Annotated in this window: 15 protein-coding genes and 1 tRNA gene; 11 read left to right on the forward strand and 5 right to left on the reverse strand. The window is 60.9% G+C overall.

Translation table 11 applies throughout. From position 1 onward, the window contains the following. Positions 1–89: 89 nt before the first annotated feature. Positions 90–752, reverse strand: coding sequence for a peptide-methionine (S)-S-oxide reductase MsrA (gene msrA / locus NKI59_RS06070; RefSeq protein WP_352702976.1), 663 nt, complete (start codon positions 750–752; stop codon positions 90–92). Positions 753–819: 67 nt separating this feature from the next. After that, positions 820–1,143 carry a hypothetical protein gene (locus NKI59_RS06075; RefSeq protein ID WP_352702978.1) on the reverse strand — a complete coding sequence of 108 codons (324 nt, stop codon included), beginning with the start codon at positions 1,141–1,143 and terminating at the stop codon, positions 820–822. 428 nt (positions 1,144–1,571) lie between these two features. Here NKI59_RS06075 and NKI59_RS06080 point away from each other — a divergent pair. Beyond that, positions 1,572–1,661, forward strand: a tRNA-Ser gene (locus tag NKI59_RS06080). Positions 1,662–1,880: 219 nt separating this feature from the next. Here NKI59_RS06080 and NKI59_RS06085 read toward each other — a convergent pair. The 3 genes from NKI59_RS06085 to NKI59_RS06095 all read right to left on the reverse strand — a co-directional run bounded on the left by NKI59_RS06085 (position 1,881) and on the right by NKI59_RS06095 (position 3,891). Continuing rightward, a complete protein-coding gene (locus NKI59_RS06085; protein WP_023675307.1) occupies positions 1,881–2,288 on the reverse strand; it encodes a hypothetical protein in 408 nt (135 codons plus the stop codon). 265 nt (positions 2,289–2,553) lie between these two features. Continuing rightward, positions 2,554–2,826, reverse strand: a complete 273-nt coding sequence (locus tag NKI59_RS06090; protein ID WP_352677554.1) for a hypothetical protein — start codon at positions 2,824–2,826, stop codon at positions 2,554–2,556. Between the two features lie 465 nt (positions 2,827–3,291). After that, complete coding sequence (locus NKI59_RS06095; protein ID WP_352620298.1) at positions 3,292–3,891, reverse strand: YdeI/OmpD-associated family protein; 600 nt, start codon at positions 3,889–3,891, stop codon at positions 3,292–3,294. Positions 3,892–4,396: 505 nt separating this feature from the next. On the opposite strand from NKI59_RS06095, the gene NKI59_RS06100 reads away from it, so the two are divergent. The 10 genes from NKI59_RS06100 (at position 4,397) to kdpC (ending at position 12,981) form a co-directional block, all read left to right on the forward strand. Continuing rightward, positions 4,397–4,831, forward strand: coding sequence for a DUF3597 domain-containing protein (locus NKI59_RS06100; protein WP_352702980.1), 435 nt, complete (start codon positions 4,397–4,399; stop codon positions 4,829–4,831). A gap of 407 nt (positions 4,832–5,238) precedes the next feature. Beyond that, positions 5,239–5,469, forward strand: a complete 231-nt coding sequence (locus NKI59_RS06105) for a hypothetical protein (protein WP_352702982.1) — start codon at positions 5,239–5,241, stop codon at positions 5,467–5,469. A gap of 73 nt (positions 5,470–5,542) precedes the next feature. Then, complete coding sequence (locus NKI59_RS06110) at positions 5,543–5,821, forward strand: DUF982 domain-containing protein (RefSeq protein ID WP_352702984.1); 279 nt, start codon at positions 5,543–5,545, stop codon at positions 5,819–5,821. 115 nt (positions 5,822–5,936) lie between these two features. After that, positions 5,937–6,125: a DUF3606 domain-containing protein gene (locus tag NKI59_RS06115; protein WP_352702986.1), complete on the forward strand. Its 189-nt coding sequence runs from the start codon at positions 5,937–5,939 to the stop codon at positions 6,123–6,125. Further along, positions 6,125–6,307 carry a hypothetical protein gene (locus NKI59_RS06120; RefSeq protein ID WP_352448292.1) on the forward strand — a complete coding sequence of 61 codons (183 nt, stop codon included), beginning with the start codon at positions 6,125–6,127 and terminating at the stop codon, positions 6,305–6,307. Before NKI59_RS06115 ends, NKI59_RS06120 begins: the two co-directional genes overlap by 1 nt. 158 nt (positions 6,308–6,465) lie before the next feature. After that, complete coding sequence (locus NKI59_RS06125; protein ID WP_352702989.1) at positions 6,466–7,947, forward strand: hypothetical protein; 1,482 nt, start codon at positions 6,466–6,468, stop codon at positions 7,945–7,947. A gap of 326 nt (positions 7,948–8,273) precedes the next feature. After that, on the forward strand, positions 8,274–8,363 hold the full coding sequence (locus NKI59_RS06130) for a K(+)-transporting ATPase subunit F (RefSeq protein WP_023675300.1): 90 nt from the start codon (positions 8,274–8,276) through the stop codon (positions 8,361–8,363). Positions 8,364–8,388: 25 nt separating this feature from the next. After that, on the forward strand, positions 8,389–10,092 hold the full coding sequence (gene kdpA, locus NKI59_RS06135) for a potassium-transporting ATPase subunit KdpA (protein ID WP_352702991.1): 1,704 nt from the start codon (positions 8,389–8,391) through the stop codon (positions 10,090–10,092). A gap of 213 nt (positions 10,093–10,305) precedes the next feature. Beyond that, positions 10,306–12,399, forward strand: a complete 2,094-nt coding sequence (gene kdpB / locus NKI59_RS06140; protein WP_352465925.1) for a potassium-transporting ATPase subunit KdpB — start codon at positions 10,306–10,308, stop codon at positions 12,397–12,399. Between the two features lie 12 nt (positions 12,400–12,411). Beyond that, positions 12,412–12,981, forward strand: coding sequence for a potassium-transporting ATPase subunit KdpC (gene kdpC / locus NKI59_RS06145; protein ID WP_352702993.1), 570 nt, complete (start codon positions 12,412–12,414; stop codon positions 12,979–12,981). The last annotated feature ends 8 nt before the right edge of the window (positions 12,982–12,989 follow it).

Consider the following 12,989-nt stretch of genomic DNA (forward strand, 5'->3'; position numbering starts at 1 on the left):
ACAAAATTCACGTGGAATTTTGACCCTTTGGAAAAGCATGGCGCCGCATCGTGGCGCCACAGCATATTCCTTGCGTCAGGGGCATAAAATCAGGCGGAGACGGCGGCCGGAATGGCGCAGGAAACGCCGGTTCCCTGTAGGCCGCAATAGCCGTAGGGGTTCTTCGCCAGATATTGCTGGTGGTCTTCCTCGGCGAAGTAGAATTCCGGCGCCGGCGCGATCTCCGTGGTGATCTTGCCGCGTCCGGCACCGCGCAGCGAAGCCTCGTAGGCATCGCGCGAGGCGAGCGCCGCCTGATACTGCGCGTCGTTGAACGTATAGATCGCCGAACGGTAGGTCGTGCCGACATCATTGCCCTGGCGCATGCCTTGCGTCGGGTCGTGGCTTTCCCAGAACAGCTTCAAGAGCTCGGCATAAGACACGATCTTGGGGTCGTAGACGACGAGCACGACTTCGGCATGGCCGGTGAGCCCCGTGCAAGTTTCCTGATAGGTCGGGTTGGGCGTGACGCCGCCGGCATAGCCGGCCGCCGTGACCCAGACGCCCTCGACCTGCCAGAACAGGCGCTCGGCGCCCCAGAAGCAGCCCAGCCCGAACATCGCCGTTTCCATCCCTTCGGGATAAGGACCCTTGAGAGGCTTGTTCGAGACAAAGTGCTTGGATGCCGTCGGGATCGGCCGGTCGCGGCCGGGCAGCGCCTCGGAGGGCTTCGGCAGGTTGAGCTTCTTGTTCAGCATGTCGCTGAGAAACATGGTGCGGTTTCCTTTTCTTCTTGGTTGAGCCTTCCTGGTACGGGAACACCGGGTCAGGCTGGAAATGTCAGGTTGCGGCGAACCGCCCGCTGGGGCGCTGCCGCCTGTAACCGATGGCATAAAGAATGAACGCCAGCACCGCGAACACGGCAAAGCCGGGCTGGCTGAGCACCCAAGCGATGGCACCGTGCCACAGCAGCGGGTTGATCTTATCGCGGACGAAGCTTTCGAAGGCGCTGCGCGTATCCGGCGAGACAGCGAGCCAGCTGGTGTTGAGCGGGGTCATCACCAGCGCTGAAGCCGCCACCGAGCGGGTCGCATCGAGCACGGCCATGATGACCGAAACCGAAAGCGCAATCATTGCGGCAAGACGGAAGATAAAGCGGAACATCCGGACCCTTCCTCCCAGGAGTTTATCAGAATGTCGTGTGGACTGTTAAATAGGATCTGCGTGCTTTATCCGCAATCGCGACACGCGAAGTTGAACCTGCGGCAGCCGGGTTCGCCGGGACCGGTGGCGCGCTGGGGGCGGCAAGCACACCTCCGCCGCTCCTTTCGATAGGCTCCCAACGGGTGCCCCAACGGCATGGGCTGAGCATCCGTATCCGGCAAAGCGAATAGACTGCCGTTATGTCTTGGCATTCGGCACCGGATCGACTAGATGAGCCCCGCGCCTGTTGCTTTGACGGCTCGGGTGCGGGGAAAGGGTATCCGCTGGTTGACGGCGCCCACGGCCGGAATTCCGGCCGGAATCCCAAAGGAGATGCATCTCCCCAACCCGCGCGGCGAAACCGGCCGCGTCGAAAATGCTAAAAAGACGGAGAGGTGGCCGAGTGGTTGAAGGCGCACGCCTGGAAAGTGTGTTTACGGGAAACCGTAACGCGGGTTCGAATCCCGCTCTCTCCGCCAGTTAAATCTCACCGGCTCGCCGAGTCTGAAGGGACACTGGACGGCGACTGCCGCTGCGATGGAGTATCTTGAGGCAGGCAGGGAGGCAGAGGGGCGCGCAAAGGCTACTGAGCGGCTTTCATCTTCGCCGCACCCTTACCTCAGATCAGCCTACAACCAATCGGCCCGCGCTTCACCAGAAGCACGGGCTTGGTCGACTCGGCACCATCGCCGCCCCGTCTAGCGCGGGACCGCTTGTATTCCCGAGACCGAGCGCTCTGTTTCGGCGGAGAAAACCACGAAGGCAAAGATAAGCACGGCGACAGCGACGATCATTGAGCCGGTGGCCACGATCGGCTCGAGCGCCGGATTTCCCTGCAGCATCAGGTAAAGCGCCGGCAGCATCACGACCAGGCCGAGATTGTAGACGCCGTAGTGGATCATCGCGCTCCTGCGGGCAGCCTTCGCCGGGTTCAGCGCATAATAGCCGCCGAATATTGCACTGGTGACCCACCCCAGCAGGTTGATGTGCGCGTGAGCCGGAAACGCGCCGTGATCGCCTGAAATTGCCATCTGCAGGCCAGCTGCAATTCCCAGAATAAGAAAGATGATGGCTGTCTTGAAAAAGAGTTCCGAAACCTTAGGCATGTCATTCTCCCAAACCCGTTTTGCCGCATCATGCTGTGGTTCCGGCGATCTTGCCAAGGGACCGTCGAGCCTGCGGAGCCATTTGTCGCCGGCCAGACAGCCCGTTGGCGGCCGGCCGCCGGGCCTGGCCGGTTGCGAGTCCAGCCAGCAAAAAATATGCACTCACGCTAATTTAATTGCAACATTACCGGCCAGGCTTCATGTCGTTCTCGCCAGGAAAGTGTCCTGCACGATGGTGGTACCATACGCGCCAAAGGTCTGCCCGTCAGTGTTGCAGCAAGGCCTCGCCGAACTTCTCCCACAGCTGTGCGCAATCTGTTGCTCTGAGGCTGGGGGTTCCGACTGGGCCATATCTGATGACGGCGGCGTGAACATCATAGCCAACGATAGGTGCATTGGCGACAAAGTGGATAGCCTCGCCCAATCGGCGGGGGCCAATTGGCGCATCGGTTTTGTTGGTGATGTCGAAGACACCAAGAATATCCGCTTCCTGATTCCTGGCTGCCAACGCAGCCGCCATTACCCTTTCTTGCATCATCGAAATCTCTCCTATCGGTCTAAGTCTAAGAACCGTGGCTTGTGCCGGTCCGGCAGCTGACAACCGGCAAATCGAAGTGCCTTTTGCAGCAGCATCTCGATTGGCTCTTGCTGCGAGCCACTCCGCCCGCTCCCGCGGCAAGCCGATAAGGCAACTGCCAGCGAAATCCGCAGGCACGTCCACGGTCGCATCAAACACGGCCCACGTGCCAGTCGGCTCCTGAACGGGCAAAAACCTCATAACAGCGCCTGCTAATATACTATGCCGACTGTGAGGACGAGACTTTTTCCTGCATCAACTAAACGAATGAGAGCTGGTGTCGAAGTGCCGGGCGACGCTCGTCGAAAACAAATCGTCGGCGACATCGCCTGGATCGAAGGTGGGCCTGAGCAGTGATCCGGCCGCATTCGAGGCTCGCCGACCGGGACAAGCACAAGACGCAGCGCCGGCACGCCTCGTCAGATGTTACTTTCTGCCCTGCGGATAGATCGTCTCGCCGCGCTTCAGCATCTCCACGAACGCCGCGATCTTCTTCTTGCGTCCGGCTTCGGTTTTCATGTTGTGGATGCGGAAGGCGAGTGCGAAGCGGTTTTGGCCGCTGAGCTTTGCCAGCATCTCTTTCGCCGTGGGCTCGGCGTCTATTGCCGCCTGGAGGTCGTCGGGGATCTTCATCTCCTTGCCGCTCTTGTAGGCGCGCGCCCAGCGGCCGTCGGCCTTGGCCGCATCGACCTGCCTCAGCCCGTGCTCGGTCATCCGGCCCTCCTCGATCAGCCGGGCGACATTGTCGACATTGATCTGGCTCCAGGTGCTCTTCTTGCCGCGCGGGGTGTAGCGCTGCAGGTAGCTTTTGCCGTCCAAGGCCTTGCGCACCGCATCGATCCAGCCCCAGCACAACGCCACGTCGATGGCTTGCTTCGGAGTGATCGACGGCAGCCCCGAATCGAGCTTATGGATCTTGATCCAGACTTCGTCCTCGCTGTCGTGATGCTCGCCAAGCCAGGCATGGAAGCTTTCGGCATCCCTGAACTCGCGCACCTTGGCGGGGTCGACCTTGACGGGCGCCATCAGCCGGTCCGCCCGTGACGCAGGCGCGTAACGACGCCGAACCGGTTGCCGGCCGCGCGCGCGCTCATCTCAGCTCCGACAACTAGGATCATGGTTCGCTCCTCTCAACGATGCGAATACGAAACCTAGACGATCTTTCTACTTTCATCATCAAGAGCGTCTCCCTCCTCGTACCGCTCCAATGCCTCCATTAGCCACCGACACTGATTTTACTGGTATGGAATCGCTCGGCATCCGCATATCTATTTGCAACTTCTAATTTAGCCCGATGCGTGCCGAGAGCCCTCAATTCGGCCGTCATCCATTGCACTTGACGGTCTCTCGAGCTGTATACGGCCCGAACTGTTGCCGTATCGGCCGATTTTTCAGCGCAACCAAGCCTTTACCTTTCGGCCAGTTCGGAGTTGCCCTTCAGCCATGTTCGTGGTCCCGTACAACCAGGGCGCTCAATGCGGCATTCGGCACCGGTCGCCTCACCGACCGTCAAGGCACACAGGAGATAGCAATGGGCATTTTCGACAGTATCAAAGGTGCGATTTTCGGAAACGCGGTTGCGGCCGAAGCGCCGCCGGCGCAACCGTCTCCCGCGCCTGCTTCGAGCACGGCCACCCAGCCGACGGCGCCTACCCGATCCGCCCCGGCTGCAACCCCGGCCTCGACCGCGCCAGCCGCGCCGTCCTCTGCCCCGGACATCGCTGCCATTCTCGACAAGGCGGTGGCCGCGAAGGGGCAGAAACTCAACTGGAAGAATTCGATCGTCGACCTGATGAAGGCTCTGAATATCGACAGCAGCCTCGGCGCCCGCAAGGAGCTTGCCCACGAGCTGAACTACACCGGCGATATGAACGACACTGTAACGATGAATCTGTGGCTGCACGACGCACTGATGAAAAAGCTGGCCGAGAATGGCGGCAAGCTTCCGAGCGACCTGGCCGCCTAGAGTCACAAGACAAGCAATTCCAGGAAAACGTGTGAACGGTTTTCCGTCGGGAATTGCGTCAAACAAAAAAGACAGACCGGTTCGGCGTTTCCGTGAAACGACGAACCGATCTAGTCCTGTCCGCACCGCGGTATTGCTGCGCTGACTTCAGCCGCAACCGAGCAAACCAGACTGCCAAGCCATCAAACTGCAAAGTAAATAAATTGGGACCCATCCCGGCCGCCGGGATTGGGTCTGTGGCGAAGTCGCATGGCACAAAAGCGCTGCCGCCTCGCCCGGCTTGTCTCACTCAAAACCGATGATTTTCGGTCGCCGTCCGCACGCTGGTAGGACCACCATTTTGCTGGCGAAACGCGACGTTCGGCGTATCATTCTCCCGGGCGAGGGTTCATGGTGGGAGGAAGCCAATGAACGTGGTGCAGAGGGTGACTGTCGCCGACTTGACGGCCCAAGAGCTTGTTTCATCTGCGCTTTCAAGATTCGGCGCCGGCGACACCATATCGACGAGGGCGATGCTGGACATCCTTCGCCGGACGGCCCCAGCCTGCGGCGACAGTGACGACGATCTGGTCGAGCTTATCGTCATGACGGCCGTTGGTAGGACCATGGGGGTCGTGTTCGACCATCGCTCCCGTTAGCAATCCGGAACGAATACCAGGCTGCACCGTTCAGTCCGCAAAACTTATCTCGCTTGAGTTGTGGAATGGTGCCATGCGTGATGAACAATTCGACGTTCCCGTGACAATCGAAACTGGGCGGAACGGACGCATCCTGACGGTGACGCGGGCGGTCGAGGCCGCATCACTGCTGGTCGAAAAGTGGCCGAACGAAAAGCGCGGGCCGAAATACCGCTCGGCCTTGCAAGCAATGATGGACGCCCTGGAGCAGCGGCGGGCGGTTGGCAGCGCTCGACGGGCATTCACCGCGGCCGCCAAAGAGGCCAGCCTTTTTGTGCGCGAAGGCCGGCCTGACACCAAGCCCTTGTTTTGAGCAAAATCGCCGCGCATACCGGGTCATGCCCGAGGGCAGGCAATTGGGCGACACGCTCGAAGGAACTCGCTGAAATCTTGCCCGTTATGCTCTCGTCGAGATGAGGAGAGCTGCCATGGCCGACGACAAAACCAAGACCGATAGTCGCGACCGCTCACGAGTGGTGGGCGGCGAAGATTATGAGGTACATCATTTCGCCGAGGAAGCGGGCATTACCCCGGATCAGGCCCGCACGCTGATCAAGCGCCACGGCACCGACCGCAAGGTGCTGAACGAAATCGCCGAGAGCATAAGAGCGTTGTAATGGCTGACAAGAAAACCGCAATGGCCGACCGCAAGACGCGCGATGCGGACGAAAAGAAGGCTCTGCACCTGGCTGAAACCACCGACGTTTCGCCGAAGCAGGCGAAGGATCTGATGCGCAAGCACGGCAAGGACAGCCCGAAGGTCGAGAAGGAAGCCAAGAACTTCAAGGCCGAGGGCTGAGCCGCCGAAGGTCTTTGTGCGTCACCCGCAACTTGACAATCGCTGCTGAACGCGCCCAGCCGGTTGGACGCGCGGCATAGGGGCCGCAATCCTGCGGCTTATCGGTTTTCTAACAAATTCGGCCTATGCCTTCCGCTATCGCGGCTCAGGGATGCCATATGCGCGGGATGTCTGGTGAGGCGAGGCCGTCAATAGATGACATGCAGCATGTGAGGCTGGTGTTTTGCCTGTTGGCCGCGGTTGTGATGGCGGCGGCGCTCCTCGCCTTTGCCACCTCCCTCCTGCAGGATCCCGATAGCTGGTGGCACATTAAGGTCGGCATTGATATGCTGGCAAGCCGCACATTCCCGACCATCGACATTTACTCCTACACTTTTGCCGGCCAGCCATGGATCGCCAAGGAATGGCTTAGCCAGGTTCTCCTTGCAATTGCCTATGAAGCCGGCGGTTGGAACGGCGTGGTGCTGCTGGCGACTGCGGTAATCGCGCTTACGGCCTTCTTGACGTCGTGGTATCTCAGCGCGTGGTTGAAGCCGACGCTGGCGATAGGACTGACGCTGGTGCTCGCGCTCGTGATCGGGCCAATCTATGTCGCCCGACCCCACATCTTTACCTTGCCCATCATCGTCGTCTGGACCGCCGGTCTTTTCCAGGCCGCACGCAACGAGAAAGCACCGCCCTTATGGCTGCTGGCGCTGCTTTGCCTGTGGGCCAATCTCCATGCCACCTTCACCTTCGGTTTCGTCATCGCCGCCTTCGCCGGCCTCGATCTCGTCATGCGCACACGCTTGTCGAACCCTCGGCTGCTGGCCAAGTGGATCGTTTTCGGGCTGCTTTGCCCGCTGGTCAGCCTGCTCAATCCCTATGGCGTCAAGGCCATACTCGCCACATTCACCGTGGCCTATGGCAATGAGGCGGTGCCTTACATTGCGGAGTGGCAACCCTTCGACGCCTCGCGGCACACCCTCCAGGAGGTGGCCCTGCTGGTGGCGTTTTTCGGGCTGCTCGTGTCGAGATTGCGCATTGGCTGGGCCAAGGCGCTGTTCCTTGTCTTCACGTTGCACGTCTATCTCACCCACATACGGTTCATGTACCTGTTCTTTCTTCTCGTGCCGGTGGTCCTTGCCGTCGAGGTCGCGCAACAATATCCAGCGCTTTCAGCCGAGAAATGGGCGACGGAAAAGCGTGACGGACTTGAACAATTTTTCGCACGGCAATTTTCCAGGATTTGTGCTGGACTTGCCGTTTTGCTGGTTTTGGCGGCTGCCGCCTTCACGACCTATCCGGTCGCGCCGAGCCAGAAGACCTCGGCGAGGGACGCACTGGCCTTTGCCCAAACCCATAATCTGTCGGGCAATCTGCTGAACTCCTACGATTTCGGCGGCACGCTGATTTTCCACGGCGTCAAGACGTTTATCGACGGCCGGGCGGATCAGCTCTTCCTGAATGGCTTTACGGAAACGGATGAGCAGACGGGGCACAGCCGGGGCAAGCCGATCCTGAAAGCCCAACTCGACAAATATACGATAGGCTGGGCATTGTTGGCCGCCGAAGACAGCCGCATTCCGTTCTTCGACGAACTGGGCTGGAAGCGGGCCTATGCGGACGACTACGCGGTGATCTACACCCGCGCGGACTGAGCCCCGGCAGCTTCGCGCGCCGGTGTGCACCTCCCTCCTGAAGCTGTGGCCAGCGCCGAGGCGGCGAAATCCTTATGGGATTTTGATTTCTTTGCTCCGCGTCCCGTCTCGAACCTTTATGGCACTTTGATCCATACTCACAGGAGCGGTGTATCCAGCCGCCGATATGATGCGGCGACGGGTTTGGATACTTTGTTAAGTAAACAAACAACATAAGGAAAATGCGCGGTGGACATAGTTGTTGTCGCGATTGGAATCGCGTTCTTTGCTCTATGCTTCGGCTATATAAAAGCCTGCGACAAGCTGTAAGTTTAGGGGATCGTAACATGCTTTTCGACTATATCCTCGGCGGCGCCGTGACCTTGTTTCTTCTCGCCTACCTGACATACGCCCTCGTTCGCCCGGAACGCTTCTGATCTCCGCTGGCAAGGAGCCAACCCCATGACAATCAACGGATGGCTGCAGATCCTCGTCTATTGCGGGATCGTCGTTCTGCTGACCAAGCCGCTCGGCGGCCACATGCATCGCGTTTTCAGCGGCGAGCGCACATTCCTGTCGTCAATTCTGGCCCCGCTCGAGCGCGGGCTCTACCGCATATCAGGGACCAGCGAGCGCGAGGAGCAGCACTGGACCTCCTATGCGGCGGCCCTGCTGTTCTTTAACCTGGCCGGCTTCCTGGTGCTCTATTCGCTGCAACGGCTGCAAGGCGGCCTGCCCTACAATCCGGCCGGCATGACCGCAGTCGAACCTGGGCTGGCCTTCAACACCGCCGCCAGCTTCATGACCAACACCAACTGGCAGAACTACGGCGGCGAAAGCACGATGTCCTATCTCGTGCAGATGAGCGGCTTGACCGTGCAGAATTTTCTGTCGGCGGCGACTGGCGTCGCCATTGCGGTCGCATTGATCCGCGGCTTTGCTAGAGCCTCAGGCAAATCGATCGGCAATTTCTGGGTCGATATGACCCGCGGCACGCTCTACCTGCTTTTGCCCTTTTGCATCGTGTTGACTCTGGTCTATGTCTATCTCGGCATGCCGCAGACGCTCGCTGCCTACGTCAACGCGACGACGCTCGAAGGCGCGCAACAGACTATCGCGGTCGGGCCGGTCGCTTCCCAGGTTGCCATCAAGATGCTCGGCACCAATGGCGGCGGTTTCTTCAACGCCAATGCAGCGCATCCCTTCGAAAATCCCGATGCAATCTCCAACCTGATCCAGATGGTGACGATCTTCGCCCTCGGCGCGGCGTTGACCAATGTCTTCGGCCGCATGGTAGGCAACCAGCGCCAGGGCTGGGCAATTCTGTCGGCTATGGGCGTGCTGTTCATCGCCGGCGTTGCCGTCTGCTACTGGGCGGAAGCCGCCGGCAATCCGCTCGTCCATGCGCTGGGCGTCGACGGCGGCAACATGGAGGGCAAGGAGAGCCGCTTCGGCATCGCCCTGTCGGCACTGTTTGCCGTCATCACCACGGCCGCATCCTGCGGCGCGGTCAACGCCATGCATGACAGCTTCACCGCACTCGGCGGCATGATCCCCATCATCAACATGCAACTCGGCGAGGTCATTGTCGGCGGCGTCGGCGCCGGCTTCTACGGTATCCTGATGTTCATCGTCATTGCCGTTTTCGTCGCCGGGCTGATGGTCGGACGCACGCCCGAATATCTCGGCAAGAAGATCGAGGCCAAGGAGGTCAAGATGGCTATGCTGGCCGTGCTCTGCCTGCCGCTTGCAATGCTGATCTTCACCGCTATCGCGGTGGTGCTGCCGACCGGCGTTGCTTCCATCGCCAATGCCGGCCCGCACGGCTTCTCCGAGGTTCTCTATGCCTACACCTCGGCCGCGGCGAACAATGGCTCCGCCTTTGGCGGCCTCAGCGGCAACACGCCCTGGTACAACGTAACGCTCGGCATCGGCATGCTGATGGGCCGGTTCCTGGTCATTATTCCGGCGTTGGCGATTGCTGGCTCGCTGGTTGCGAAGAAGACCGTCCCTGCCTCCGCCGGCACCTTCCCGACCGACGGTCCGCTGTTCGTCGGGCTGCTGGCCGGTGTCATCCTGATCGTCGGCGGCCTGACCTTCTTCCCGGCCCTGGCGGTCGGACCGATCGTCGAGCACCTGGCGATGATCAACGGTCAGACATTCTGAAACGGCGATGCCCTGGTTCAAGATCATACCTCGAAAGGTCCGGCATCGCCCCGAGCCGGAGGGGGAGAAAACGCCCCCTCCTTTCCCGACGCTGTCCACATTCCTCGCTATTGCGGCAGCCTTGATCATGATCTGGCTGCTGGCTTACGGGCCGCCGCACCTTCGTTCGGCACACGATCGACCGGTCAACAACATCGACACTGGAGCTACCAAATGAGCCCGTCGAAATCCGTGAGCATCATGGATACCCGCATTCTGTGGCCCGCTATCGGCGGTTCCTTCAGAAAACTGAACCCGCGCACCTTGATGCGAAACCCGGTGATGTTTGTCGTCGCCGTCGTCTCGGCGCTCACCACCGTGCTGTTCGTCAAGGATCTCGTTACCAGCGGCGGCGATCTTGGCTTCACGCTGCAGATCATCATCTGGCTGTGGTTCACCGTGCTCTTCGCCAATTTCGCCGAAGCGGTGGCCGAAGGCCGCGGCAAGGCGCAAGCTGACTCGCTGCGTCGGGCGCGAACCGAGACACAGGCCAAGCTGTTGAACGGTGGCGACCGCAGCAAGTTCAAACTGGTGCCCGGCACCAGCCTGAAGGTCGGCGACATCGTGCTTGTCGAAGCCGGCGACATCATCCCCTCGGACGGCGAGGTGGTCGAAGGCGTGGCGTCGGTCAACGAGGCGGCCATCACCGGCGAATCCGCACCGGTCATCCGCGAATCCGGAGGCGATCGTTCGGCGGTGACCGGCGGCACGCAGGTCTTGTCCGACTGGATCCGCGTGCGCATCACTGCGGCTGCCGGTCATACGTTCCTCGACCGCATGATCTCGCTGGTCGAGGGCGCCGAGCGCCAGAAGACACCCAACGAGATCGCGCTCAACATCCTGCTCGTCGGCATGACGCTGATCTTCGTACTGGCGACGGCGACGATCCCGAGCTTCGCCTCGTATTCGGGCGGCTATATCTCGGTGACCGTGCTGGTCGCCCTGTTCGTTACCCTGATCCCGACCACAATTGGCGCCCTGCTGTCGGCTATCGGCATTGCCGGCATGGACCGCCTGGTGCGCTTCAACGTGCTCGCCATGTCGGGCCGCGCCGTCGAGGCGGCCGGCGATGTCGACACGCTGCTGCTCGACAAGACCGGAACCATCACGCTGGGCAACCGTCAGGCGACGGCATTTCGACCGGTCAAGGGCGTCACCGAACAGGAACTGGCCGACGCGGCTCAGCTTGCCTCGCTTGCCGACGAAACGCCGGAAGGCCGCTCGATCGTCGTCCTGGCGAAGGAAAAATACGCCATCCGCGCCCGCGACATGGCAAGCCTGCACGCGACTTTCGTGCCCTTCACCGCGCAAACCCGCATGAGCGGTGTCGATCTGGAAGGCTCCTCGGTCCGCAAGGGCGCAGTCGATGCGGTACTTGCCCACGTCAACCTCTCGACCGTTGCCACAGGCAGTACGCGCCCCGGCAGCGACACCGTCCGCGACCTCCAGGCGATCGCCGACGAGATCGCCAAATCGGGTGGCACTCCACTCGCGGTCGAGCGCGACGGGCGCCTGCTCGGCGTCGTCCATCTGAAGGACATCGTCAAGGGCGGCATCGCAGAACGCTTTGCCGAATTGCGCCGCATGGGCATCCGCACGGTGATGATCACCGGCGATAATCCGATGACCGCGGCGGCGATCGCGGCGGAAGCCGGCGTCGACGACTTCCTTGCCCAGGCGACGCCCGAGGACAAGTTGAAGCTGATCCGCGACGAGCAGGCCAAAGGCAAACTGGTCGCGATGTGCGGCGATGGCACCAACGATGCGCCGGCCCTTGCGCAGGCCGATGTCGGCGTTGCCATGAACACCGGCACGGTCGCGGCGCGCGAGGCCGGCAACATGGTCGATCTCGACAGCGATCCGACCAAGCTGATCGAGATCGTCGAAATCGGCAAGGCGCTGCTGATGACGCGTGGCTCGCTGACCACCTTCTCCATCGCCAACGACGTGGCCAAGTATTTTGCCATCATCCCGGCAATATTCGCCGTCTTCTACATCGCCCCGGGCCAGACCGCCGGGCCGCTGCAAGCGCTCAATGTCATGCATCTGGCGACGCCGCAGAGCGCTATCCTCTCGGCCATCATCTTCAACGCGCTGATCATCATTGCGCTGATCCCGCTGTCGCTGAGGGGCGTCAAATACCGCGCGGTCGGCGCCGGTGCGCTGCTCAGCCGCAATCTCATTGTCTATGGCCTTGGCGGCGTCGTAGTGCCCTTCGTCGGCATCAAGATGATCGACATGGCCATCACCGCTCTCGGTCTCGCCTAAGGAACCACGTCGATGCTCAATCAAATCAGGCCCGCGATCGTCATGATCGTCTTCTTCACCATTCTGACGGGTTTGGTCTATCCGATCGGCATGACCGGCATTGCCCAGGCGCTGTTTTCGCGCCAGGCCAATGGCAGCCTGATCGAGAAGGACGGCAAGCTCGTCGGTTCCGAGCTGATCGGCCAGGCTTTCGAAAGCGACCGCTACTTCCATGGCCGCCCGTCGGCTGCCGGCGACGGCTACAATGCCGCCGCCTCGGGCGGCTCGAATCTCGGCCCGACCAACCCGAAGCTCATCGACAGGATCAAGAGCGACGCCGAAAAGCTGAGAGTCGAAAACCCGAGCCAGCCGGTACCGATGAATCTGGTCACCACGTCCGGCAGCGGCCTCGATCCGCATATCAGCCCAGATGCGGCCTATTTTCAGGTTGCCAGGGTGGCCAAGGCCAGGGGCGTCGATGAATCCAGGATCAAATCGCTTGTCGACAGCCATGTCGAAGATCGCGAATTGGGGTTCATCGGCGAGGCGGTGGTCAATGTGCTGGCCCTCAACCTTGCGCTGGACGATGCGATGAAACAGTGAAGGACCGG

The sequence above is a fragment of the Mesorhizobium sp. M0598 genome (genome assembly GCF_040320865.1).
Classification (GTDB): domain Bacteria; phylum Pseudomonadota; class Alphaproteobacteria; order Rhizobiales; family Rhizobiaceae; genus Mesorhizobium.

Bases quoted from the DNA above. Each gene is read 5' to 3' on its own strand.
- msrA (WP_352702976.1), bottom strand. From the start codon at position 752: ATGTTTCTCAGCGACATGCTGAACAAGAAGCTCAACCTGCCGAAGCCC.
- kdpC (WP_352702993.1), top strand. From the start codon at position 12,412: ATGCTCAATCAAATCAGGCCCGCGATCGTCATGATCGTCTTCTTCACC.
- NKI59_RS06105 (WP_352702982.1), top strand. From the start codon at position 5,239: ATGAACGTGGTGCAGAGGGTGACTGTCGCCGACTTGACGGCCCAAGAG.
- NKI59_RS06110 (WP_352702984.1), top strand. From the start codon at position 5,543: ATGCGTGATGAACAATTCGACGTTCCCGTGACAATCGAAACTGGGCGG.
- NKI59_RS06130 (WP_023675300.1), top strand. From the start codon at position 8,274: ATGCTTTTCGACTATATCCTCGGCGGCGCCGTGACCTTGTTTCTTCTC.
- kdpA (WP_352702991.1), top strand. From the start codon at position 8,389: ATGACAATCAACGGATGGCTGCAGATCCTCGTCTATTGCGGGATCGTC.
- kdpB (WP_352465925.1), top strand. From the start codon at position 10,306: ATGAGCCCGTCGAAATCCGTGAGCATCATGGATACCCGCATTCTGTGG.
- NKI59_RS06075 (WP_352702978.1), bottom strand. From the start codon at position 1,143: ATGTTCCGCTTTATCTTCCGTCTTGCCGCAATGATTGCGCTTTCGGTT.
- NKI59_RS06090 (WP_352677554.1), bottom strand. From the start codon at position 2,826: ATGATGCAAGAAAGGGTAATGGCGGCTGCGTTGGCAGCCAGGAATCAG.
- NKI59_RS06115 (WP_352702986.1), top strand. From the start codon at position 5,937: ATGGCCGACGACAAAACCAAGACCGATAGTCGCGACCGCTCACGAGTG.
- NKI59_RS06120 (WP_352448292.1), top strand. From the start codon at position 6,125: ATGGCTGACAAGAAAACCGCAATGGCCGACCGCAAGACGCGCGATGCG.
- NKI59_RS06095 (WP_352620298.1), bottom strand. From the start codon at position 3,891: ATGGCGCCCGTCAAGGTCGACCCCGCCAAGGTGCGCGAGTTCAGGGAT.
- NKI59_RS06085 (WP_023675307.1), bottom strand. From the start codon at position 2,288: ATGCCTAAGGTTTCGGAACTCTTTTTCAAGACAGCCATCATCTTTCTT.
- NKI59_RS06125 (WP_352702989.1), top strand. From the start codon at position 6,466: ATGCGCGGGATGTCTGGTGAGGCGAGGCCGTCAATAGATGACATGCAG.
- NKI59_RS06100 (WP_352702980.1), top strand. From the start codon at position 4,397: ATGGGCATTTTCGACAGTATCAAAGGTGCGATTTTCGGAAACGCGGTT.